Source organism: Methanobrevibacter sp. (assembly GCF_045120835.1).
Lineage (GTDB): Archaea > Methanobacteriota > Methanobacteria > Methanobacteriales > Methanobacteriaceae > Methanocatella.
Genome location: NZ_JBGVFE010000012.1, coordinates 1 through 20,412, shown reverse-complemented (window position 1 = coordinate 20,412; position 20,412 = coordinate 1). Strand labels below are relative to the sequence as shown.

25 protein-coding genes and 1 pseudogene are annotated in these 20,412 nt (G+C 34.9%); 19 read left to right on the top strand and 7 right to left on the bottom strand.

Annotated elements, in window-relative coordinates:
- Window positions 1-4: 4 nt before the first annotated feature.
- Together ACJMLO_RS01440 and fwdF are read left to right on the top strand one after the other, a co-directional pair.
- The gene (locus ACJMLO_RS01440; protein ID WP_405293205.1) at window positions 5-466 is read left to right on the top strand and encodes a phosphopantetheine adenylyltransferase; all 462 of its coding nucleotides are present in this window, start codon (window positions 5-7) and stop codon (window positions 464-466) included.
- Window positions 467-556: 90 nt separating this feature from the next.
- Window positions 557-1,567 carry a tungsten-dependent formylmethanofuran dehydrogenase subunit FwdF gene (fwdF, locus tag ACJMLO_RS01435; protein ID WP_405293203.1) on the top strand — a complete coding sequence of 337 codons (1,011 nt, stop codon included), beginning with the start codon at window positions 557-559 and terminating at the stop codon, window positions 1,565-1,567.
- Window positions 1,568-1,586: 19 nt separating this feature from the next.
- On the opposite strand, the gene ACJMLO_RS01430 is transcribed toward fwdF, so the two are convergent.
- Window positions 1,587-1,769: a class III signal peptide-containing protein gene (locus ACJMLO_RS01430; RefSeq protein ID WP_405293201.1), complete on the bottom strand. Its 183-nt coding sequence runs from the start codon at window positions 1,767-1,769 to the stop codon at window positions 1,587-1,589.
- Complete coding sequence (locus ACJMLO_RS01425) at window positions 1,762-1,968, bottom strand: class III signal peptide-containing protein (RefSeq protein ID WP_292604580.1); 207 nt, start codon at window positions 1,966-1,968, stop codon at window positions 1,762-1,764. Before ACJMLO_RS01425 ends, ACJMLO_RS01430 begins: the two co-directional genes overlap by 8 nt.
- Before the next feature lie 184 nt (window positions 1,969-2,152).
- Between ACJMLO_RS01425 and ACJMLO_RS01420 the strand changes: the two genes are divergently transcribed.
- Together ACJMLO_RS01420 and ACJMLO_RS01415 are read left to right on the top strand one after the other, a co-directional pair.
- Window positions 2,153-3,316 (top strand): hypothetical protein, encoded by a 1,164-nt coding sequence (locus ACJMLO_RS01420; protein ID WP_405293199.1) that lies wholly within the window; start codon window positions 2,153-2,155, stop codon window positions 3,314-3,316.
- Window positions 3,316-4,035 carry a metal-dependent hydrolase gene (locus ACJMLO_RS01415; protein WP_405293197.1) on the top strand — a complete coding sequence of 240 codons (720 nt, stop codon included), beginning with the start codon at window positions 3,316-3,318 and terminating at the stop codon, window positions 4,033-4,035. The genes ACJMLO_RS01420 and ACJMLO_RS01415 overlap by 1 nt, the downstream gene beginning before the upstream one ends.
- On the opposite strand, the gene rqcH is transcribed toward ACJMLO_RS01415, so the two are convergent.
- On the bottom strand, window positions 4,032-6,038 hold the full coding sequence (gene rqcH, locus ACJMLO_RS01410) for a ribosome rescue protein RqcH (protein ID WP_405293195.1): 2,007 nt from the start codon (window positions 6,036-6,038) through the stop codon (window positions 4,032-4,034). The genes ACJMLO_RS01415 and rqcH overlap by 4 nt on opposite strands.
- An 85-nt stretch (window positions 6,039-6,123) precedes the next feature.
- Here rqcH and ACJMLO_RS01405 point away from each other — a divergent pair, with 85 nt between their 5' ends.
- The gene (locus ACJMLO_RS01405) at window positions 6,124-6,396 is read left to right on the top strand and encodes a hypothetical protein (RefSeq protein WP_405293193.1); all 273 of its coding nucleotides are present in this window, start codon (window positions 6,124-6,126) and stop codon (window positions 6,394-6,396) included.
- A 5-nt stretch (window positions 6,397-6,401) separates the two neighbouring features.
- Here the strand turns inward: ACJMLO_RS01405 and ACJMLO_RS01400 are convergent, their stop codons facing one another.
- Both ACJMLO_RS01400 and ACJMLO_RS01395 read right to left on the bottom strand, forming a co-directional pair.
- Entirely contained in the window at window positions 6,402-8,222 is a 1,821-nt protein-coding gene (locus tag ACJMLO_RS01400) for a DUF2070 family protein (RefSeq protein ID WP_405293190.1), read from the bottom strand.
- Window positions 8,223-8,402: 180 nt separating this feature from the next.
- Entirely contained in the window at window positions 8,403-8,828 is a 426-nt protein-coding gene (locus ACJMLO_RS01395) for a hypothetical protein (protein WP_405293188.1), read from the bottom strand.
- 201 nt (window positions 8,829-9,029) lie between these two features.
- Here ACJMLO_RS01395 and ACJMLO_RS01390 point away from each other — a divergent pair, with 201 nt between their 5' ends.
- The 3 genes from ACJMLO_RS01390 to ACJMLO_RS01380 all read left to right on the top strand — a co-directional run bounded on the left by ACJMLO_RS01390 (window position 9,030) and on the right by ACJMLO_RS01380 (window position 11,126).
- Window positions 9,030-9,551, top strand: a complete 522-nt coding sequence (locus ACJMLO_RS01390) for a FumA C-terminus/TtdB family hydratase beta subunit (RefSeq protein WP_405293185.1) — start codon at window positions 9,030-9,032, stop codon at window positions 9,549-9,551.
- Between the two features lie 90 nt (window positions 9,552-9,641).
- Window positions 9,642-9,971, top strand: a complete 330-nt coding sequence (locus tag ACJMLO_RS01385; RefSeq protein ID WP_405293183.1) for a hypothetical protein — start codon at window positions 9,642-9,644, stop codon at window positions 9,969-9,971.
- Window positions 9,972-11,126: a TIGR03576 family pyridoxal phosphate-dependent enzyme gene (locus tag ACJMLO_RS01380; protein ID WP_405293180.1), complete on the top strand. Its 1,155-nt coding sequence runs from the start codon at window positions 9,972-9,974 to the stop codon at window positions 11,124-11,126.
- On the opposite strand, the gene ACJMLO_RS01375 is transcribed toward ACJMLO_RS01380, so the two are convergent.
- Both ACJMLO_RS01375 and ACJMLO_RS01370 read right to left on the bottom strand, forming a co-directional pair.
- Window positions 11,116-12,033 (bottom strand): biotin--[acetyl-CoA-carboxylase] ligase, encoded by a 918-nt coding sequence (locus ACJMLO_RS01375; RefSeq protein WP_405293177.1) that lies wholly within the window; start codon window positions 12,031-12,033, stop codon window positions 11,116-11,118. The two genes, ACJMLO_RS01380 and ACJMLO_RS01375, sit on opposite strands and share 11 nt — an antisense overlap.
- A gap of 18 nt (window positions 12,034-12,051) precedes the next feature.
- The gene (locus ACJMLO_RS01370) at window positions 12,052-13,545 is read right to left on the bottom strand and encodes an acetyl-CoA carboxylase biotin carboxylase subunit (RefSeq protein WP_405293174.1); all 1,494 of its coding nucleotides are present in this window, start codon (window positions 13,543-13,545) and stop codon (window positions 12,052-12,054) included.
- A gap of 69 nt (window positions 13,546-13,614) precedes the next feature.
- Between ACJMLO_RS01370 and ACJMLO_RS01365 the strand changes: the two genes are divergently transcribed.
- From ACJMLO_RS01365 to ACJMLO_RS01315, 11 genes and pseudogenes are all read left to right on the top strand, one after another.
- Entirely contained in the window at window positions 13,615-14,247 is a 633-nt protein-coding gene (locus ACJMLO_RS01365; protein ID WP_405293171.1) for an METTL5 family protein, read from the top strand.
- A gap of 230 nt (window positions 14,248-14,477) precedes the next feature.
- Window positions 14,478-15,305, top strand: coding sequence for a putative RNA uridine N3 methyltransferase (locus ACJMLO_RS01360; RefSeq protein WP_405293168.1), 828 nt, complete (start codon window positions 14,478-14,480; stop codon window positions 15,303-15,305).
- 330 nt (window positions 15,306-15,635) lie between these two features.
- Window positions 15,636-16,646, top strand: a complete 1,011-nt coding sequence (rpl3p, locus tag ACJMLO_RS01355; RefSeq protein ID WP_405293166.1) for a 50S ribosomal protein L3 — start codon at window positions 15,636-15,638, stop codon at window positions 16,644-16,646.
- Window positions 16,647-16,648: 2 nt separating this feature from the next.
- Complete coding sequence (gene rpl4p / locus ACJMLO_RS01350; protein ID WP_405293164.1) at window positions 16,649-17,413, top strand: 50S ribosomal protein L4; 765 nt, start codon at window positions 16,649-16,651, stop codon at window positions 17,411-17,413.
- A gap of 22 nt (window positions 17,414-17,435) precedes the next feature.
- Complete coding sequence (locus tag ACJMLO_RS01345; protein WP_405293162.1) at window positions 17,436-17,696, top strand: 50S ribosomal protein L23; 261 nt, start codon at window positions 17,436-17,438, stop codon at window positions 17,694-17,696.
- 13 nt (window positions 17,697-17,709) lie between these two features.
- Window positions 17,710-18,435: a 50S ribosomal protein L2 gene (locus ACJMLO_RS01340; RefSeq protein WP_405293160.1), complete on the top strand. Its 726-nt coding sequence runs from the start codon at window positions 17,710-17,712 to the stop codon at window positions 18,433-18,435.
- A gap of 15 nt (window positions 18,436-18,450) precedes the next feature.
- Entirely contained in the window at window positions 18,451-18,861 is a 411-nt protein-coding gene (rpsS, locus tag ACJMLO_RS01335) for a 30S ribosomal protein S19 (protein WP_405293158.1), read from the top strand.
- A gap of 12 nt (window positions 18,862-18,873) precedes the next feature.
- A complete protein-coding gene (locus ACJMLO_RS01330) occupies window positions 18,874-19,338 on the top strand; it encodes a 50S ribosomal protein L22 (RefSeq protein WP_405293156.1) in 465 nt (154 codons plus the stop codon).
- Window positions 19,338-20,096: a 30S ribosomal protein S3 gene (locus ACJMLO_RS01325; RefSeq protein ID WP_405293154.1), complete on the top strand. Its 759-nt coding sequence runs from the start codon at window positions 19,338-19,340 to the stop codon at window positions 20,094-20,096. Before ACJMLO_RS01330 ends, ACJMLO_RS01325 begins: the two co-directional genes overlap by 1 nt.
- Window positions 20,097-20,131: 35 nt before the next feature.
- The gene (rpmC, locus tag ACJMLO_RS01320; RefSeq protein WP_296872751.1) at window positions 20,132-20,338 is read left to right on the top strand and encodes a 50S ribosomal protein L29; all 207 of its coding nucleotides are present in this window, start codon (window positions 20,132-20,134) and stop codon (window positions 20,336-20,338) included.
- Window positions 20,339-20,412 (top strand): annotated as a pseudogene (locus ACJMLO_RS01315) (stress response translation initiation inhibitor YciH); the annotation flags it as partial.

The following is a 20,412-nucleotide window of genomic DNA, read 5'->3' as shown; positions in this document are numbered from 1 at the left end:
ATTTATGAATTCTAAAAGATATAATAAAGTGGCTGTTGGGGGAACTTTTGATAAATTTCATGATGGGCATAAAAAATTATTATCAACTGCTTTTGAAATTGGTACTGAAATTGAAATCGGAGTAACTTCTGATGCTTTTGGGGGTTTGAAAGGAGATATAGATTCTTGCAAAGAAAGAATGGCAAATTTAAAGTCATTTTTCTCTGACAAATCAAATTTTGTTGTTGTTCCATTGGATGATGCTTATGGGACCACAATATATGATGAAAATATTGAAGCTCTTGTTGTAAGTGAAGAAACTGAACCTACGGCTGTCGAAATTAACGAAATTAGAATTTCAAAAGGTATGAAGCCTCTTGACATTGTAATTGTTAGTTTTGTATTGGCTTATGATGGAACTCCAATTTCTTCTACACGAATCAGGAGCGGTGAGATTAATCAGAATGGCAAATTTATTGAAAAGTAAACACCAATTACTATTTTAGAGCGTTTAGGCAGTAATTGTGGAGATTATGGCTGTCTTAACTATCTTGTCTTTAAATGTGAGGGGGAGAACATGTTTAATATTGGCAGAGATGGTGAAAATCATCGTAAATTATCTTATATGGATAAAAATTGTGTCGGTTGCGGTATATGCGTGGGAGTATGCCCGACTGAATCTTTAAAATTAGGCCCTATTGTGCCTATTGCACGCGGGTTAATAGATATGGACTTAATTAATATTAATGAGGATTCCTGTGTATTTTGCGGATTATGTTCAGTTGCATGTCCATTTGATGCATTGTCATTAACTGTTGACGGAATTGATATTAAGAAAATGGATTCTTATCCGAATTGGGAAGTTGAATCCAAAATTCACAGACAAGATTGCATTTATTGTGGAAGATGTTATCAGATATGTCCTCACGATGCGATTATTTTTAAAAGGGATCTTCCTAATCCTGTTGATTTGGTAAGGGGAGAAATAGATATTGATAATGGGCAGTGTATTTTTTGTTCTTTTTGTGCAGATATGTGTCCTGCAGGAGCGATTACAATCAAGAATGCTCCTACTTCCAGCAATGACTTAATCAACAATTCAATCGATGTGGATTTGGATAAATGTATTTTTTGCGGAATCTGTAAACGAATCTGTCCTGAAGGTGCTGTTAACGTAATTTGTTCAACATGCATGCACTCTGATGAAATTGAGGATGTTGAGATTTCTGGAGAAGCATTAATTTTAGAATCGTCTTGTGTAAACTGTTCCTGGTGTTTGGAAGTGTGTCCTGCTGATGCAATTGAGGTGACTAAACCATTTGAAGGCTCATTGGAACTAGTTGAAAGTGATGAAAAAATATGTAAAGGCGATTCATGTCATGCCTGTCTTGATGTATGTCCGTGCAATGCAGTTGAAATAATTGATGGAAAATCTGTTACCAATCTGGACTTCTGTAATTTATGCGGAGCTTGTGTTGCGGCATGTCCTCAGGATATTCGAGTTTTATCAAGAACGGAAATGAAATTAAGAAACGTATCTTCCGATTCATGGAAAGAAATATTGGATGGTTTATTAGTTGGAAAATAGAGAGATTCGCTCTCCATTTTCATATTTTATTTATTAAAAAATCTCTTTCTTGCTTTAACAAATTTTTAATATTTGTTTGTGTCTGTTCAGTTATATTTGACATATAACTTGCCACAAGCAGCACAACAACAACCAATCCTCCTATTATTAGAATCAGTTCTGCACTGCCTTGTCCTTTATTGTCAAGTCTTTTTCTATACATGGGTCCGGTTGTCGAGTATGGTGTTTCTAACATCAATGATGTCATCCTTAGCTTTTAGGCTGACATCACTTGTGTTCATATATGATCTGTATATTGTCAATGCAAGCAATGCAATTACAATAACTCCTCCGAACAAAAGTATGTATTCTGCAGCGCCTTGGCCAGAATTTTCTTTGAAAAATTTTTTCATTTTTTTCATTTTTTTCACCAATTCTATTTTGGATTTTTTACTATATTAATATTACTATTTATATAAAAAAGTATTACTTTTTCTTATTTTTCCCCGATTTTCGTGTTTTTGTTCCATTAACTTTATAAATGGTATTAAATATATTAAATAATAGTTAAATAATAGAGTGATAATAATTGATAAGGGTGAAAACGTGGGAAATACAATAAAATTAGTTTCAGGTTTTATTTTATTTGTAATTGGTATTCTTATCGCATATGAAACAACAGTATATAACCTGATAGATCTTCTGTTAATTGTTGGTTTAATCATTTCAATTGTCGGAATAATCTTGATGATTAGTTATTTTGTTGACACTAATGCTGATAGAACTACTAATAAGATTAAAGAATTTTTAGAGTCTCGTGAAGGCAATGGATCTTCACTTAGAGGATTTGATAAAGGATCAAGCAAAAATAACTCTAATGGTCCTTTAAAAATTCGTGAAGACTACAATGATTTTGATGATGTTGCATATGAAGATGTAACTGCAGATTATGATGATTCCTTTGATGGCAGTTATTTCAATGATGAATCAAAATCTGTTTTGAGGGTTGTTCCACAAACTGAAGGTGATGTTGATTTCAGCAAACAACTTGAATTCACTCCTCATTATGATAAGCCATTGAAGGTTACTCGTGCTCCTAGAAGAAGAGATGAGGAATACTATGTTGATGAGGTTCCAGAATTTGTTGTCGAACCTACCAACAAGTCTAGTGAAATTCAGCGTGCATTGGCTGAAGAGGAACCGATTGTTGAACCGGTTGTTGAAACCCCAACTCAAGTGGCTCCAGAAGTTGGCGCACCTAGGGAAATTAAAATCGACATTAATGACCCTGAGAGCTTACCAGTTCCAAAATCATTAAACAGTTATGTTCTCTCTGATGAGGGCGTATTAACTTCCAAAGAGGCATTTGATAATTTGGCAGTCAACGTTAATAAGGAAATCATGTTGGAAATTCCTTCATTGAATGATTTGTCCGACAGATTTTTATCTCATGTTCCGACAATCTATTCAAGAGTAATTATAAATGAGTTTGACGTTTCTGACATGTCTTACATGTTTTTAATCTCATCCCTTTTAAAGCAAGGAGTTCACATTAAGACAGTTCCTAAGGTACATTCCATCAACTTAATAACTGATGATTCACATGCTATGATTATTTCTGAAGGTCAAAATGATATGGAATATGGAGCTATCTACAATGATAGGAATTCTATTTCAAATATCCGTGCCGATTTTGAAAAAACATGGAATATAGCTTCTAATTTGGATGAAAATATTATTATGGGTGCAGCCAATGGTGGTGTTGCATAATGGAAATCCGATGGCTTGGCCATTCCGCTTTTGAAATTATTAGTGATGACAACGTAAAGATTTTAATAGATCCGTTTATCAGCAACAACCCTGCATGTGACGTTCCGGTGGAGGAATTGAATCCTGATATTATTCTGTTGACCCACGGACATTCTGATCATTTTGGAGATGCTTTGGAAATTTCTAACAGTACGAATGCTCCTATAGCATGTATCCATGAAATTTCACTCTTTTTAGCGAAACAGGGTATTAGAAACATAAGTGTTAATATTGGAGGTTCCTTCATTTTTAGAAATATTAAATTCACAATGCTTGAAGCTAAACATTCCTCTGACATTGACATGGTCGAGGAAACAGTTCCTGGAGGAATCGCTGCAAGCTTTTTAATAACCTTTGAAGATGGAACTAAAATATATCACTGTGGAGATACTGGTTTATTTGGCGATATGAAGGATATTGTTGGTGCAATTTATAAGCCTGATGTGGTAATGGTTCCTATTGGTGATAAATTTACTATGGGACCTTTTGAGGCTGCGCTTGGGACAATGTGGATGAATCCGAAAGTGGTCATTCCGATGCATTACAATACGTTTCCACCTATTGAACAGGACCCTGCGATTTTTGCTAACTTTGTAAGCCAGTTTAACCCTAACATTGATGTTGTGGTTATGAATCCTGACGAGTATTTTGAATTTAATCCTGAAAACTATCAGGATTAATTTTTTTCATATTTTTTTCTTTGATGATATTCCTCATCAATGTCGCATTTTCCGGATGGCAAAACTCTGATTATATCGTCGAGTGTTAATAGGTCATCTTCATTTATTTTATGGATAATTTTTTTAGCTATTGCCTCTTTTTTTGTAAATCCTGGTTTAATTACAACATAATTTTCGCAATGTGCTTCTACGGCTTCGATTGGTCCGGCCATTATTCGTTTGCCTTCATAGTCAACAATTCCAATTGCCAATTTCACGCGTGCACCTCGAATGTAATTTCTATGGCCTCTTATGACAAATGACCCTTTGGCCAGATATTCCCCTGATTCCGGAGTTTTTGTAACCTGGTCCGGATGGACCCAAAATACGTCTTGGGATGTGAAACCCATCGACCAAGCAGATGAAAAGGATGCGGCAAATTCGCCAGATTCTTTAAGGAGCGTGTCATCTACTTCATTTCCATTTAATTTTATGGCAGTTGATGTTGCACCATGTATATCTGCATGAAGATAAATGTCATTAGGTTCCAGATATTTTTTCACAACGCTTTCATTACTGTTTGCGTCACGGCCTCCAATGACAAGAAATCCGTTGGAGCTTATAAACCATCTTAATTTTTCATACCACTTGAGATTTTTCTTAACTCTCTTTTTTGGCACGGAGATGTTTTCCATTGCAACATCCTTTTTAGCTTTAATTTCTTCAAGTTGTTTTTTAGTATTTTCAATAGCTATCTGGGCACCTTTTGTTTTTCTTTTTGCCTTTTTAGCTTTTTCATAATAATTTTCAGCATTTTCAGGTATGGTCAATTTTGAATCAATATTTAATGTTGTGTCATCAATTTTTAATGTTAAAACGCCAAATTTATCAATTGATTCATAAATCTGAGCTTCAGCCATACCTTCCTTTTTTGCATTTTTCAGTGTTTTTCCAATTTCTTTAAAAGAGTAGTCCTTACTTCTAGCTTGGTTTACAACAGTTACTATGTTTTCGATGGTAGGGTAATTAGAATAAATAACCTCTCCTTTATGTTGACTGTCTTCAATGGTTTTGTAAAAATTATCGAGTGTTTCTTGTTGTAAATGCAATCTCTTTTCAAACTTGTTTACTTTTTTGTTCCATGCTGTCTCTTTTACATTTTTTATATCGGTGTTGACTTTTTTGGAGTAGAACTCATCACATGCCTCGTTGAATGTTTCATAATGAGTTTTTTCAAAATCCTCATATTTTACAAGGTCCAGTGCAACGACGTCTTCCTTTGATTCATTTTTTACGATTTGAGGTTTGATTTCGCCATCGGTTATGGTATTGAAGAGATCTTTAAATCCGGAGTATAGTCCAGACAGTTGGTCTTGTGTTAGCTCAGTGTTTGGAGTATTTTTGTCCAGTTCAACCTTTTCATTTGCCCTTTTGATGATTTCTTCAGCATACAGGCTTCCAAGTCCGTTTCTCGCAAGTGTTCTTACAACATCACTTTCAGGGTCTTCAAACAGGGAGGTAAATTCCTCTTCGCTGGCAGTTATGGGGTTGATTCCCCTTTCTTCAGGAAATACGTATTCCCTTTTAGAACTGATGTCTCTTGCACTCAACTGTTTCCTTTTAAGAGGCAATATGATATTGTTTTCATCATCTAAAAGGATTATGTTTCCTTTATCAAACAGTTCAACTATTATTGTATAATATTTATCTTTTTTAACTCTTATTTCGACCACTCTGTCAAAATTATGCTGTCTTATGCTTTCGACATGGGCTCCTTTAACTCTTTTCCTTAAAAGCATTGGAAATGTTGGAGGGGTGGTTGGATTTTCAAGAGGGTATTGGCTTGTATGTATTCTGGAACCGCATTGCATTACTAAATCGATTCTGCCGGTTCCAGGTACGTGGAATCTCATTACAACAATATCCTTCGTCGGTTGGAAAGATTTGTCCACTCTAGCACCAGTTAATAAATTATCTAATTCTTTTGTAATTGTAAAAATGTCTACATTTGACATCGATTTCATTGTTAAACACCTTTTTTATCAATACCTTAATATATTATAACTCACTAAAATTATATTAATATATTCAATTTAATGGAGGATATAAATGGACACAACTATTAAAGTTACAAGTATTCATCTAGTATTTGCTCTTATTGCAGCCGTAATTTCTGCAGCATTAACCCTTGGTTGGTTCGGAGTTAAAAATGATGTGTTTGCATTCTTTGTTGCTGTAATTATCCTATATTTCGTTGGTAAATTCTCTCAAAAAATTGCGGGAGAGGAAATTTCTGGATTTAGCCAATGGCTATGGGATGGAATAGCACCGTTCTTTTTTACTTGGATTATTTCATTTACATTATTCGTACATTATTTATAATGTATTCATAATCCGCCAAAGAAAATCCAGACAAACGCAATAAATAATGCTGTAATAAGCAAAACTGGAGCTATAATCTTGCTCACGGCCACAACGGAACTAATTGTTGAAATCAGTTCTGTTGAATTTTTAGGGCCGAAAGTATTGAGATTTTTAATTTTTTCGGTTCCAGTTCCAACTTCTACTTTTTCTAAATCTTTAAGTGCTTCTTTGATACTTTTTAACACATATTCTATGATTTCTGGCCTTTTTGCAATTCCAATTGGGTTGTATCCTCTGGAAAGAGTATTTACCGTATGCGTATCGGTGGTCATGACTTCGATTTCATCAATTTCCAAATCACTTACTGCATCTATAATTTCCTGTCTGAAACCGATTTCCATATTGTTGGCGTCAAACAGAACATATGCAGTTCTTTGACCATCAACTTCAATAATCATGGTTTTAATGCCGCTTTCACCAACCCCATCATGTTTGTCAAGGCTTTCCATATTGTCCGCATAGCATCCGACTTTAATGTCATGCTTGTCTTGATTCGGATTGATGGAATCTATAACGTCAATCAGCTGGAACACTTCGGAGTTTCCTGGAAGCACCTCTCCACTTTCCGGAGTAAATGAATTGTGGCAGTCAACAATAACAGAATCCTGAACATTGCAATGGTTTCTGCTCTGTGTCATCATGGTAAGCCCTACACCAAATTCAATATCGTCTACAGCTTCGGGAGCGAAAGTGGACAGGATTACCATTCCGTTATTGAAAAATTGAACTCCGACTTTTGCTTTTTCAGAGGTATATCTTACAAATTTGCTTGCTTTTTGCGAATATTCTACGGATTTCAAACCTTTTTTAACGGATTCTTCAATTTTATCGATTTCAGAAACTGCAATAGGATTGAAATCGTGTGTTGAAGGGCCGTGCGCAACCATTGTGAAATGATCGAACTTGTTTGCAAGAAGAGTCGGCATGTTGGAACCTCCCAAATCCCCTAGCGGGCCGGGATGGACTGATGGTGAAATAAACAGTGCCTTGATTCCTTCATCAGTTTTAAAGCTAACAAATGTTACAATTGTATCAATTGCTTCACTCATGTTTTCAAATACTCCTTCAAGGGAATTGGATCCTTCGTTCATATGTGCAATAAATAAACTCAGTAAATCCAGAACTCCTATTCCCAAATTTTTCTTGAATGGTGAAGCGATAACTGTAATGAGTGCATAAATTGCCAAGACAAATATTACTCCTGCAACTATTGCCTTGAGGGAAATCTGTAGAATTATCGGTCCTAAAAAGCTTGTGTCAATAAATAAAAATGAGATTGAAATGTACATTGCTATGAAAAGTATGGGTTGAATCAAACCGGTCACTGCAGCAATTGTAAATCTGACTTTGGATGTTGCCCAGAAAACCAATGTATTGAATCCGTAAATCAGAACACAGGCAAACAACATGAAATTTATGGTTAAATCTATATTGATCAATCTTGAAATCACTGCTCCTAAAAGAACGATTATTCCCAAAATTGTCATTGAAAGAGCAGATAGAAACATTGAATGTTTAATTTTTAAGTTAATTCCGTGAAGGCTTGATATTACTTGCTGATTTAGGGCACCGCTCATTATTGAAGTGATACCAAGAACTGCAAAACCGAATAATCCTCCAAAGAAAAAGTCTTGCAGAATATCGACACTTGGTGTAAAATCAATAATGTAGAATGTCCCTCCGGTTAAAAAACTTATGATAATCATTCCAAGAATGGAATATTTAGTTTTTGGCAAGGTTGTAATAAATTTTGACAAACCTGCAACGCTACTCATACTTGACATGTAATTGTATCCCACATTTTCTTCATTATTATATTAGATTATTAGTCATAACAGATATATTAAATTTGTCAAATCAATAATGCATTTCACCAATCGCTGTGGGCATATAATATAGAATTTGCTCACATTATCATTATATTATTTCAGGGTATGTTTCTATCCATTGGCCAAGTTAATTTTCTAATCAACCAAATTATCTATTTTATCGAAAAGTTCTCCATAGTTTTTAAAGAGATTGCTGAATTCCTCATCATTTCTGGACATTAAAACCATGTTCAGCTGGCTCTCCTTTTTTGAGATTTTCACCAGATCGGATTCATGGGTGTTGTCAGTAATCAGTGATTTGATTTCATTATACGTATCTTCAGTTAAGTTATGCCTTCTGGTATGGTTTAACATATCCATTGCATGAATAACTCCATTATCCGGTTTGTCAATACAGGAGGACAGACTTATTTTGGTAATCATATAATAGGGAGCTTCTATTTTGTCCCTGCGAAGCACTATTGTAATTTTTGATATCGCATGGTCATCATCACAGTTCTCATTAATGAATTTAATCAGTTGGAACTGTTTTATATTTGCGGTATTGTTCATGAAAGTCATGATGATATATTATTTTTATGAATATTTAAGTTTAATGTGGTTTGAAGAAGTGACACTCTTTAAACGGAGAAATGATGTGGTTAATGCAGATTATTTTTACTTGAGATTTTTCTTTATATCGTCTTTTGCCATTAAATTTATTAAATCAAAAAATTTTATATATTCATAGTTATGTTTTTAATAAAGATTAAAGGTGGATAAATGGAAAAAAGATTAAATGTTCCAATTAAAGATGAAGATTTAAATGAACTGAAAGCTGGAGATGTAGTTTATTTGACAGGCAATATTGTAACTGCAAGGGATCAGGCTCACAAACGCATTATAGAGCAGGGAGCTCCATTGGATATTGAGGGGGCTGCAATTTTCCATGCAGGACCTATCATAACCGAAAATGACGATGGATATGATATGGTGGCAATTGGACCGACCACTTCCATGAGAATGAATCCATATCAAAGTGAAGTCTTGGATATGGGCGTAAAGATTGTGATAGGCAAAGGTGGGATGGATGATAACGTTCGTGAGGCATTGATTCGAAACGAGGCTTTATATGTTGTTGCTACCGGCGGGTGTGCTGCTTTATATGTTGATGCAGTTGAAGAGATTGAAAGTGTCGACTGGCTGGACTTGGGCATGCCTGAAGCAATGTGGAATTTGAAAGTGAAGGATTTCGGACCGCTTATTGTTGCAATGGATAGTGAAGGTAATAGTTTATATGATTAATTTCAATAATAATACTTATATATTAGATTAGTTTATAGTATATTTTAAATTATTCTTATTTGTATGATATAATTTGAGGAAGTGAAATTTATGGCGGATATTAGTGAACTTGCTGAGAAAAAATTAAAATCAAGAATGGCAAAAATTAGAAAATCCAACAGGGAACCTGAAGAAAAAGAGAAATTTTCAGAAAAATTGGGAGTCTCTTTAGAAATCGAATTCCAAAATAAAAATCCGGATAAGCTTACCGATGGAATTACCATTATCACAGACCCTAACGGTAAAGTATTGTTTGCAGATTATTTCTATGGAATTCCTGAAGATGAAGAATATACCAATGTTGAGATTACAGAAAAACAATTAAAGTCCATCATTGAATTCTTTGATGATTTCAAATTGGAATTGGATGATTCTGATTAGATGATAGTTAATAATTCTTTAGAAGAAGTCAAAAAAAGGGAAACTGCTTTATCCGTTATCAAGGACATCGTTGAAAATAGAGGCAGGTCTTTTTTATTTGATTTAACCGGATTGTCCGGAGGATTTATTGCAAGTCCTTCTGAAATTAGTCTTTTGGAAACCTATGTGGGTCCGGCGATTTTTGAAGATGCACTTCAGGATGTGGGAATATCCCATATGGGTGGCGAAAAAGTTCTGCCATTGAATAGAACTTCTTCAGGAATATTGGCCACTATTTTAACTTTAGTTCAGAAAGATTCTCATGTAGTGCATTATCTTGCGAAATTGCCTGCTCATCCATCAATACCTCGCAGTTGCAGTTTGGTGGGTGCAAATTACACCGAAACTGACATTTTTGAGGAGTTTTCAATACCTGAAAATACTTCATTGGTTGTAATTACCGGTTCTACAATGGACCATGAAGTGATTGATGAAGATGAATTCAAGCAGGTAATTGAAATGGCACATGAAAAAAACATTCCTGTCATGGTCGACGATGCATCTGGAGCGAGACTCAGAACAGTTGTATTCGGCCAGGCAAAGGCATGCGATTTGGGAGCGGATATTGCAATTACAAGCACCGACAAATTAATGCCAGGTCCAAGAGGCGGACTTATGGCCGGTCGCAGGGACTTGATTGATGAGATAAAAGTTAAGGTCAATCAATTCGGTCTTGAGGCACAGCCCCCTGCTGTTCTTGCCATGCTGAATGGTATTAGGAATTTCAATGAAGATAATCTGATTAATAGTTTTACCAGAAAGGATCAGCTGTTTGAGCTTTTGTCTTCAACTTTTAATAATTTTAAAAAGACACCAACAGGGGTCATGATCACTCCAGAAGATTTGTCAGGTGAAATTAAAGTTTCTCATAATTTGTCAGATAATGATTTGGCATTCATATTTTCATTTATTTTGTTAAGGGAGTATGGAATCATTACCATTCCTGCTGTCGGAATGCCGGGTGCATCTGCTACAATAAGATTCGATTTATCAACAAGTGATGCATTCAATTTAGATTTAGATGAATTATCAAAAAAAATAGAATCTTCATTTGAAATGTTGCTTGATGTAATAACAAATGAAGAAAAATGCAGAGAGATTGTATTTAGTTTTTAATAATGCATTCTCCAGAAATTACTTTTTCAAGGGTTCCGTCAATTTTTTCAACAATCAACGCACCTTCTTTTGAGATGCCGATTACGTAAGCATCATAATATTTATTGAAAGGTTTTCTAACTTCCACGATTTTGCCGATAGTATATGAACGTTTTCTCCATTCCTTAAGAATCTTTTCATATCCTTCATGGTTAAAAAGTTCACTGATTTTTTCAAATTCCTCTAAAAAGATTCTTATTAGAATGTTTTCATCGACTTCTCTGCCAAGTTCTTTTTTAAGGGTTGCAGTTCCGTCCCGTAACTCTTCGGGCAGTTGTCCAAGGTCTATGTTTGCATCAATGCCCACGCCGATTATCACATTTTCGACAGTATTGAATTTTGCCACAGCTTCGGTCAGTATTCCGCAAACTTTTTTGTCATTTATGATGATGTCGTTTGGCCATTTGATTTCAGGATTTTCAATGCCTATCCTTTCAAGGGTTTCTGCAACGGCAACGCCGGTTGCTAAAGTTATAAGTGGAAGTTTGGAGTGATCAACATCGGGGGCCAATATGATTGATAGCCATACTCCGCCCAATGGGGATGCCCAGGATTTTCCGGATCTTCCTCTTGCCGAGCTTTGCTTTTCTGAAATAACTACGCTTCCGTTTTCAACACCGGTTTGGGATAAGAATTTGGCAATGGTATTTGTTGAGGTAACCTCCTTGTAAATGTAGAGGTTTTTCCCAACATATTTAGTGTCCAAATCCTTTGAGATTTCACTAGCTTTAATATGTTCAGTTTTGCCCTTGCCGATTTCTTTAACCAAACCTGCAAAATCATGAATGTTGGTGTCTTGGAGCTCATCAATTGTTTCTTGAGAAAGTTTCCCTTCTTTTTTCAACAATCTGATTATTTCATGTTTCATTATGGTCTCCAAGGAGAATTATTTTTTCTGCATCTGTTGAGTTTTGGCATCAGTCAAATAACTTCCCATTGCAGCAGAAATTGCAGCAATCTTTTTAGCAGGCATGAATGTTGATTTCAATTTGTTTACATATTCCAAATCTTCTGCAATAACATTCACCATCTCTTCTTCAATTCCTTTTTTATATGTGTCGATGAAATGGGTATTCAAATCGCCGGAAATGAAATTGGAATTTCTTAAAACTGCTTTATGGAACGGAATTGTAGTTTTAACGCCCAAAATGATGTATTCGCTCAATGCTCTTTTCATTCTGTTGATGGCATCGTTTCTGTTTCTTCCGTATGTGATTAATTTTGAAATCATTGAATCATAAAATGTCGGAATGGTATAATTCATGTAGACTCCACTGTCTAAACGTACGCCAGGTCCTCCAGGAGATCTGTAACCTGTAATTTTACCAGGGTTTGGTGAAAAGTCATTAAGAGGATCTTCTGCATTGATACGGCATTCAATTGCATGACCGTTTACTTTAATGTCTTTTTGATCGTAGGTCAGCTCATCACCGTTGGCAATTTTGATTTGTTCTTTGATTAAATCGGTATTGGTAACCAATTCGGTAATTGGATGTTCTACCTGGATACGGGTATTCATTTCAAGGAAATAGTATTCGCCGTTGTCATATAAGAACTCAACGGTTCCTGCACTTTTGTATCCGATGTATTCGGCAGCTTTAACGGCACTTCCACCCATTTGCTCCCTTAATTCTTCAGTCATAATTGGTGAAGGAGCTTCCTCCAGGAGTTTTTGATGTCTTCTTTGAATTGAACATTCCCTGTCAGCCACGTGTATGACGTTTCCGTGTTCATCAGCCAAAAGCTGGAATTCAATGTGGCGTGGCTTTTCGAGATATTTTTCAATAAATACTGTTGAATCGCCGAAGTTGGTTGAAGCAACAGATTGTGTGGATTCAATTGCGCGTACAAGTTCTTCCTCTTCATATACTGCACGCATTCCGATTCCTCCACCACCTGCTGAAGCCTTTACAATAACCGGATATCCAATTTGGCGGGCTATTTCTTTAGCCTCTTCAACATCAGTTATGCCTTCAGGGGTTCCTTCAATGACTGGGACTCCCGCTTTTTTCATGAGGGCTTTGGAGGTAATTTTGTCCCCCATCTTGTTGATTACATCTCCACTTGGTCCTATTAATTTAATTCCATTTTTTTCACATTCTTCACCAAATTTAGCGTTTTCAGCTAAAAATCCATAACCTGGGTGAATCGCATCCACACCGGATTCAATTGCGATATCCATGATTTTTTCAATGTTTAAGTAAGATTGTGCAGGTGAAGGATTTCCCAATGGATAACTTTCATCAGCATAATTTGTATAAAGTGAAGTTTTATCTGCATCAGAGTAAATAGCTACACTTTTAATGTCAAGTTCACGACAAGCACGCATTACTCTAATTGCTATTTCTCCCCTATTTGCGATTAATATTTTTTCAAACATTCGAAACCTCTCAATATTTTTTTATTATGTATAATTATATATTACATGATATATTAAATATTTGTTTAGATGAAAAAAATTACCCGTAAAAAACATTTAGAAATGAGACTTCAGTCAATTCCGTCTCACCCAAATCCTAAAGTTGGTCTTGAGCAATATTCAACTCCATCGGTTATTGCCTCTGATTTAGTTTGGAATGCCTTTGCCTTGGGAGATATTGAAAACAAAAATGTCATTGATTTGGGATGCGGTACTGGAGTTTTTGCAATTGCTTCTGCATTGATGGGTGCAAATTCATCAATTGGTATAGATATTGATGAGGAATCCATTAATTTGGCAGAAGATATTAAGGATAAATTAAAGATTGACAATTTAAAGTTCATTGTTGGTGACATATGTGATTTTGATGAACCTTTAAATGCAGATACTGTTTTTCAAAATCCTCCCTTTGGTTCTCAGAAAAACGCCCAATCTGGTGCAGATTTAAAATTTATTCAAAAGGCAATCGATCTGGAATGCGATGTTTTATACTCATTTCACATGGCTTCAACCGAAGAGTTTTTAATGAAATACTATGGAGACAATAATTTGGAAATTACTCATATATTCAGGTATAGTTTTCCAATCCCTAGAATTTATGATTTTCACACAAAAGAAAAGCAAAATGTTAATGTAATTGTTATTCGGGCAAATTTAAAATAAATTAAAAATTTAAAAATTCTCATTTTTTTATCAAAAAAACAATACCTTTATATAGTGGATAGCATATATATCATATTAATATATTCTCTGAGTATAAAAAAGTTGGTAGCATATAAGAGCTACGGATATTATAACTGATATAATATTTTGTAAATGTGTAAGTCTATTTAGTGATAGCTATGTAAATGTAGGGTAATCTTTATATAGTTTACATGCCAAATGTATTACTAATGTATAAAGATGAGCTATCTATATTTATTCCAAACTCATTTCTTTCTGAGTCTAAAGATCTTAAAATCCGTACTTATAAAGTAGGGATTATTGGTAGAGCTTTAGCTATTTTTCAAGCAGATAATGTGGTTATTTATAAGGATAACCATGATAAAAATGAAAATGGGGAAGAGGATGGAGCGTTTATTGCTGAAGTTTTAAATTATATGAATACTCCTCAGTATTTGAGGAAACAAGCTATTCCTATAAAAGCCGAACTTAAGCATGTCGGTATCCTTCCACCACTTAGGACTCCTCATCATCCTGTTAATAGTCAACCAGACGTGGGGGATTATAGACAAGGGTTCACTGTTAAGAGAAATAAGAAAGGAACTTTTGTTGATATTGGTATGGATAAACTTGCATTCTGTAAAGAGCAACTTACTGTCAAAAAGATTTTTGACTTTAAGATTACTAAAATAGCTAAGAAAGAAGTAATTGTCACACCTGATAAACCAGATGACGTTTACTGGGGATATAATGTTATATCCTCTAATAAGAGTCTTAAAAATAGCTTAAAATTAATTAAACCTGATCTTGTTGTTGAAACAACAAGGTATGGAGATTATATTGATTCTATTTTTGATGAATTAAAGCATAAAGTAGATGAATGTAAAAGTATTGCTATTTTATTTGGTGGCCCTTATTCTTCAATTGCAGAAGATGTTTCAAATCCTAACTGGGATTTATATAAAGTAAATACCCTTCCTGGACAGGGAACTGAAACTGTGAGAACTGAAGAGGCTGTTGGCGCTACACTTTCTTTATTTAACTTTATGAGATTTTAATTCTCTTTAAATTATTAGTTTTACACTACTAATAGATTACTTGCTCAACTTTTTATACATGAATATTTTTAGGACTCTCCTAAAAATAAACTTAGCACAGAATGATTTATACATTAAATATGTTCTTGTTTGTGCTTCAATTAGCTTAAACTCAATAGAATATATTGAAATTTGATATTTATCTAGTTACAGACTTGTTTGTAGCTATTTATCATTTCGATGAATTTATTTCATCAAACTCGTTTAATAATCGTTCATTTGATTATTAAATTAAAAAAATTAAAATAATTAAAAAATAAAGGAAAAATATTAATAAGGAGGTTAAATTAAATGGTTAGACATCATCAGCCAAGAAAAGGGTCTGTTGCTTTTAGTCCAAGAAAAAGAGCAGCTAAAGAAACCCCAAGAATAAAATCTTGGCCACAAATCGATGAACCAAAATTACTCGGCCTCGCAGGTTATAAAGTCGGTATGACTCACGCTTTAGTCACTGATACTGATAAAAACTCTCCAACTCAAGGTATGGATGTTTTCACTCCAGTAACTGTATTGGAAGTACCTCCAGTCGTAGTAATGGGAATTAGAGCTTATGAAAAAACTTCTCGTGGTTTGAAAGTAATCACCGAAGTACTTGCAGACAATTTAGATCAAGAACTTTCAAGGAAGATTTCTCTTCCAAAAGAATACAATAAATCTGAAGCTATTGCAAAAATACAAGGTGCATTAGAAAACACAGAAGAAATTAGAGTCTTAGTACACACAAATCCAAAAGTAACTAGCGTACCTAAGAAAAAACCGGATATATTTGAATGTGGAATCGGTGGAGCAAATCCTGAAGAAAAATTAAATACCGCATTAGAATTATTAGGTAATGAAGTAAAAGCTAGTGAAATCTTCAATGAAGGCGAATTTGTTGATGCAATTGCAACTACAAAAGGAAAAGGATTCCAAGGTGTAGTAAAAAGATGGGGAATTAGAATTCAATACGGTAAAGCTGTAAGGGCAGGTAAAGGTAGACACGTCGGTTCTATTGGTCCTTGGACTCCAAGAAGAACCATGTGGACTGTAGCTCAAGCAGGTCAAATGGGTTACCACAAAAGAACTGAATTCAACAAAAGGATTTTAAAAATCGCATCAGCTGATGAGGTTGATGAAATCAACCCAGACGGCGGATTTGTAAAATACGGACTTGTCAAAAACGATTATGTCTTAGTTAAAGGTTCCTTACCAGGTCCTTCCAAAAGATTAGTAATCTTAAGACAACCTATTAGACCTAATAAGAAAACTGAGGATATACCTCAAATAAACTACATAAGTACAAAATCTAAACAAGGGGTATAATCATGAAAGTTAATGTTTATTCTATTAATGGTGAAGTCAAGGAAGATATTGAACTTCCAGCTATTTTTGATGAAGTATATAGACCAGATTTAATCAAAAGAGCTGTACTTTCTGCACAATCTGCTAGAGTACAACCATGGGGTAATGACCCAATGGCAGGTAAAAGAACTTCCGCTAAAGGATGGGGTTCAGGTAGAGGTACTGCAAGAGTACCAAGGATTAAAAATGGTTCCAAAGCAGCTTTTGTACCAATGGCTATTGGTGGTAGACAAGCACATCCTACTAGAGCTGAAAAAAATCATCACGAAAAAATCAACATAAAAGAAAGAAGATTTGCTATCAGATCTGCTGTTGCAGCAACCGTCAACAAAGAGCTTGTTGAAAACAGAGGTCACAAAGTGGATGATTTAGACCAAGTTCCTATTATTGTTGAAGATGATATCGAAGAAGTAAAAACTGCTAAACAAACTCGTGAAATTTTCCAAAGCTTAGGAGTTTACGATGATATCATTCGTGCAAAAGAAGGTAAAAGAATAAGAGCTGGTAGAGGTAAAACAAGAGGAAGAAAATACAAAAAAGTAAAAGGACCTCTCGTTGTAGTCGGTGAAGATAAAGGAATTTCCTTAGGTGCAAGAAACCACGCTGGTGTAGATGTTGTGGTTGTTGAAAACTTAAATGCTGAATTATTGGCACCAGGTACTCACCCAGGAAGACTCACTATTTACACTAAATCAGCCGTTGAAAAGTTAGGAGGTTTATTCCAATAATATTGGATAAAAAGGTGATATTATGGATTCATATTCAGTTATTATTAAACCTCATGTTACTGAAAAAACCATGAACTTAATCGATTTAAATAATGAAATCGCTTTTGTTGTAAATCGTAAAGCTAACAAAAAACAAATCAAATACGCTTTTGAAGATTTATACGAAGAAAAAGTAGAAAGAGTTAACACTCACATTACTACTAAAGGTGTAAAAGTAGCATATATCAAACTTGTTGAAGAAGAAATGGCAGAAGAAATCGCTGTCAGATTAGGAGTATTCTAAGGAGGAATGAAATATGGGTAAACGATTAATCCATCAAAGAAGAGGAAGAGGAACTCCTGCTCACCGTGTTGCTTCTCATCGTTTTAAAGATAAAATCAGATACAGATCTTACGATGCATTAGAAAAAGAAGGAAGTATTAAAGGAAAAGTTATTGATATTGTTCACGACCCAGCAAGAACAGCTCCTATTGCAGAAGTCAAATTCGAAAATGGTGAAAAGAAATATATCTTAGCACCTGAAAGCATTCAGATTGACGATGAAATTGAATGCGGTATTTCTGCTCCTATTAAATTCGGTAATACTTTGCCACTTGCTGAAATTCCTGAAGGTACTCCAATTTATGATATCGAAAACACTCCTGGAGACGGAGGTCGTTTTGTAAGATCTTCTGGAACTTACGCAAATGTTGTTACTCATGACGCTAACCAAACTGTTGTCGAATTACCATCAGGGGAATTAAAATACTTAAATCCTAACTGCCGTGCTAGTATCGGTGTAGTAGCTGGTGGAGGAAGAAAAGATAAACCATTCCTTAAAGCAGGTAAAAGATGGCATGCTTATAAAGCTAAAGGTAAGAAATTCATGACTGTAAGAGGAGTAGCTATGAATGCTGTTGATCACCCTCATGGGGGAGGTAACAGACAACATCCTGGTCGTCCAACCACTGTTTCAAGACATGCACCACCAGGAAGAAAAGTTGGTTCAATTGCAGCTAAAAGAACAGGTTTAAAAAGATAGATAGAGGGTGTTTCATTGGCAAGAAAAGTATTTAAATATAAAGGTTATACTCTTGAAGAGCTTCAGGACATGTCTTTAGAGGAAGTAATGGAATTACTCCCTGCAAGACAAAGAAGATCTTTAAAAAGAGGATTCTTACCAAGACAACAAATTGTTTTGGATAAAATGAGAAAATTGAATAAAGAAGGAACTAAAGATGGTCGTCCTGTTGTAGTAAGGACCCATTGTAGAGACATGATTGTTATACCTGAAATGGTCGGAACCACTTTCGGTATTTATGATGGTCAAAATTTTGTAGAAGTTACCATTGCTCCTGAAATGATTGGACATTACTTTGGTGAATATGCACCAACTAGAAAAAGAGTTCAACACGGAGACCCAGGTATGGGTGCTACAAGATCATCCATGTTTGTACCACTTAAATAAGGAGATTAGAACATGGCTAACAAATATGCTTATAATAAAGAAGTTGATGAAGCAAAAACTGCTCGTGCTATGGCAAAATCTCTTAAGATTTCTCCTAAGCACAGTGTTGAAATTTGCAGTGCAATCAGAGGAATGGAAGTAGGAAAAGCTAAAGCTTACTTAGAAGATGTAATTGAAATGAAAAAATCCGTTCCTTTCAAAAGACACAACAAAAAAGTTGGTCACAGGAAAGGACAAGAAGGATGGGCTGCTGGAAGATATCCTGTAAAAGCTGCAGAACAAATATTGAAAGTTTTAGAAAATGCTGAAGCTAATGCAGAATACAAAGGTATGGACACTGAAAAATTATTCATTGAACATATTTCCTCCCACAGAGGAGTAGTAATTCCAGGTTACATCCCAAGGGCATTCGGTAGAATGACTCCATTCAATACACCTACTACTCATATTCAAATCGTATTACAGGAGGCTAACTAATGATAGAAAAAGATTTCGTTCAAGAAGGCCTTAGAAGAACTAGAATTGATGAATACTTAGAAAAAGAACTTGAAAGAGCTGGATACGGTGGTATGGAAGTTCAAATTACACCTTTAGGTACCATGGTTATTGTCTATGCAGAAAGACCTGGTATGGTTATCGGTAGAGGTGGTAAAAATGTTAGAGCTATTACCAATACTCTTAAAACCGAATTCGGTTTAGAAAATCCACAAATTGAAGTTAAAGAAGTTGACGTTCCTGAACTCAACCCTAAAATCATGGCATACAAAATCTCTAACATGTTACAAAGAGGTATGCATTTCAGAAGAGTAGCTTACTCTACCATTCGCAGAATTATGGGTGCTGGAGCTCAAGGTGTTGAAGTCACTATTTCTGGTAAAATCAGAGGTTCTAGGTCTGCTGTAGCTAAATTTGTTGAAGGATACATCAAAAAATGTGGAGAACCTTCAATCAGATTAGTTGAAGAAGGTTTTGCTACTGCTGAATTAAAACCTGGTGTATTAGGTATTTATGTAAGAATTATGCCTCCAGAAACTGTATTGCCTGATTCAGTCGAAATTCTTCCTCCTAAAATGACTATTGAAGAAGACGGAGAAGTCATTGAAGAAGAAATCGATGTTGAAACTGAAGAAATCATCGAAGAAGAAGAGATTATCGAGGATGTTGAAGATCTCGACGAATTAGAAGAAGTTGTTGAAGAAGAATCTACTGAAGAAGTAGAAGAAGATGATAGTTAAATAATTAAATTTGATTATCTAAAAGAGTTGGAACAATGGCGATTTTAAGAAGTAAAGAAATTTGGGACATGGAAGTTGATGAGATTCAAGACAAATTAGTTGAACTCAGAACTGAATTATCCAAAAATGTTTCTAAAAATGCAGCTGCAGGGGTTGTTGAAAACCCTGGAAAAATTAGAGAATTAAAAAGAACAATTGCTCGTGTTCTTACAATATTGAATGAAAAACAGAAGGAGAATTAAATGTCAAAAATCTGTGATGTATGTGGGCTTCCTGAAGAACTTTGTGTTTGTGAAGAAATTGCACGTGAAGTTCA

Coding starts and splice junctions, on each gene's coding strand:
- ACJMLO_RS01375 (WP_405293177.1), bottom strand. CDS start 12,033: ATGAAACATGAAATAATCAGATTGTTGAAAAAAGAAGGGAAACTTTCT.
- ACJMLO_RS01415 (WP_405293197.1), top strand. CDS start 3,316: ATGGAAATCCGATGGCTTGGCCATTCCGCTTTTGAAATTATTAGTGAT.
- ACJMLO_RS01400 (WP_405293190.1), bottom strand. CDS start 8,222: ATGTCAAGTATGAGTAGCGTTGCAGGTTTGTCAAAATTTATTACAACC.
- ACJMLO_RS01340 (WP_405293160.1), top strand. CDS start 17,710: ATGGGTAAACGATTAATCCATCAAAGAAGAGGAAGAGGAACTCCTGCT.
- ACJMLO_RS01360 (WP_405293168.1), top strand. CDS start 14,478: ATGTATAAAGATGAGCTATCTATATTTATTCCAAACTCATTTCTTTCT.
- rpl4p (WP_405293164.1), top strand. CDS start 16,649: ATGAAAGTTAATGTTTATTCTATTAATGGTGAAGTCAAGGAAGATATT.
- ACJMLO_RS01370 (WP_405293174.1), bottom strand. CDS start 13,545: ATGTTTGAAAAAATATTAATCGCAAATAGGGGAGAAATAGCAATTAGA.
- fwdF (WP_405293203.1), top strand. CDS start 557: ATGTTTAATATTGGCAGAGATGGTGAAAATCATCGTAAATTATCTTAT.
- rqcH (WP_405293195.1), bottom strand. CDS start 6,038: ATGAAATCGATGTCAAATGTAGACATTTTTACAATTACAAAAGAATTA.
- rpmC (WP_296872751.1), top strand. CDS start 20,132: ATGGCGATTTTAAGAAGTAAAGAAATTTGGGACATGGAAGTTGATGAG.
- ACJMLO_RS01430 (WP_405293201.1), bottom strand. CDS start 1,769: ATGTATAGAAAAAGACTTGACAATAAAGGACAAGGCAGTGCAGAACTG.
- ACJMLO_RS01395 (WP_405293188.1), bottom strand. CDS start 8,828: ATGACTTTCATGAACAATACCGCAAATATAAAACAGTTCCAACTGATT.
- ACJMLO_RS01330 (WP_405293156.1), top strand. CDS start 18,874: ATGGCTAACAAATATGCTTATAATAAAGAAGTTGATGAAGCAAAAACT.
- ACJMLO_RS01365 (WP_405293171.1), top strand. CDS start 13,615: ATGAAAAAAATTACCCGTAAAAAACATTTAGAAATGAGACTTCAGTCA.
- rpl3p (WP_405293166.1), top strand. CDS start 15,636: ATGGTTAGACATCATCAGCCAAGAAAAGGGTCTGTTGCTTTTAGTCCA.
- ACJMLO_RS01345 (WP_405293162.1), top strand. CDS start 17,436: ATGGATTCATATTCAGTTATTATTAAACCTCATGTTACTGAAAAAACC.
- ACJMLO_RS01440 (WP_405293205.1), top strand. CDS start 5: ATGAATTCTAAAAGATATAATAAAGTGGCTGTTGGGGGAACTTTTGAT.
- ACJMLO_RS01385 (WP_405293183.1), top strand. CDS start 9,642: ATGGCGGATATTAGTGAACTTGCTGAGAAAAAATTAAAATCAAGAATG.
- ACJMLO_RS01405 (WP_405293193.1), top strand. CDS start 6,124: ATGGACACAACTATTAAAGTTACAAGTATTCATCTAGTATTTGCTCTT.
- ACJMLO_RS01425 (WP_292604580.1), bottom strand. CDS start 1,968: ATGAAAAAAATGAAAAAATTTTTCAAAGAAAATTCTGGCCAAGGCGCT.
- ACJMLO_RS01380 (WP_405293180.1), top strand. CDS start 9,972: ATGATAGTTAATAATTCTTTAGAAGAAGTCAAAAAAAGGGAAACTGCT.
- ACJMLO_RS01390 (WP_405293185.1), top strand. CDS start 9,030: ATGGAAAAAAGATTAAATGTTCCAATTAAAGATGAAGATTTAAATGAA.
- ACJMLO_RS01325 (WP_405293154.1), top strand. CDS start 19,338: ATGATAGAAAAAGATTTCGTTCAAGAAGGCCTTAGAAGAACTAGAATT.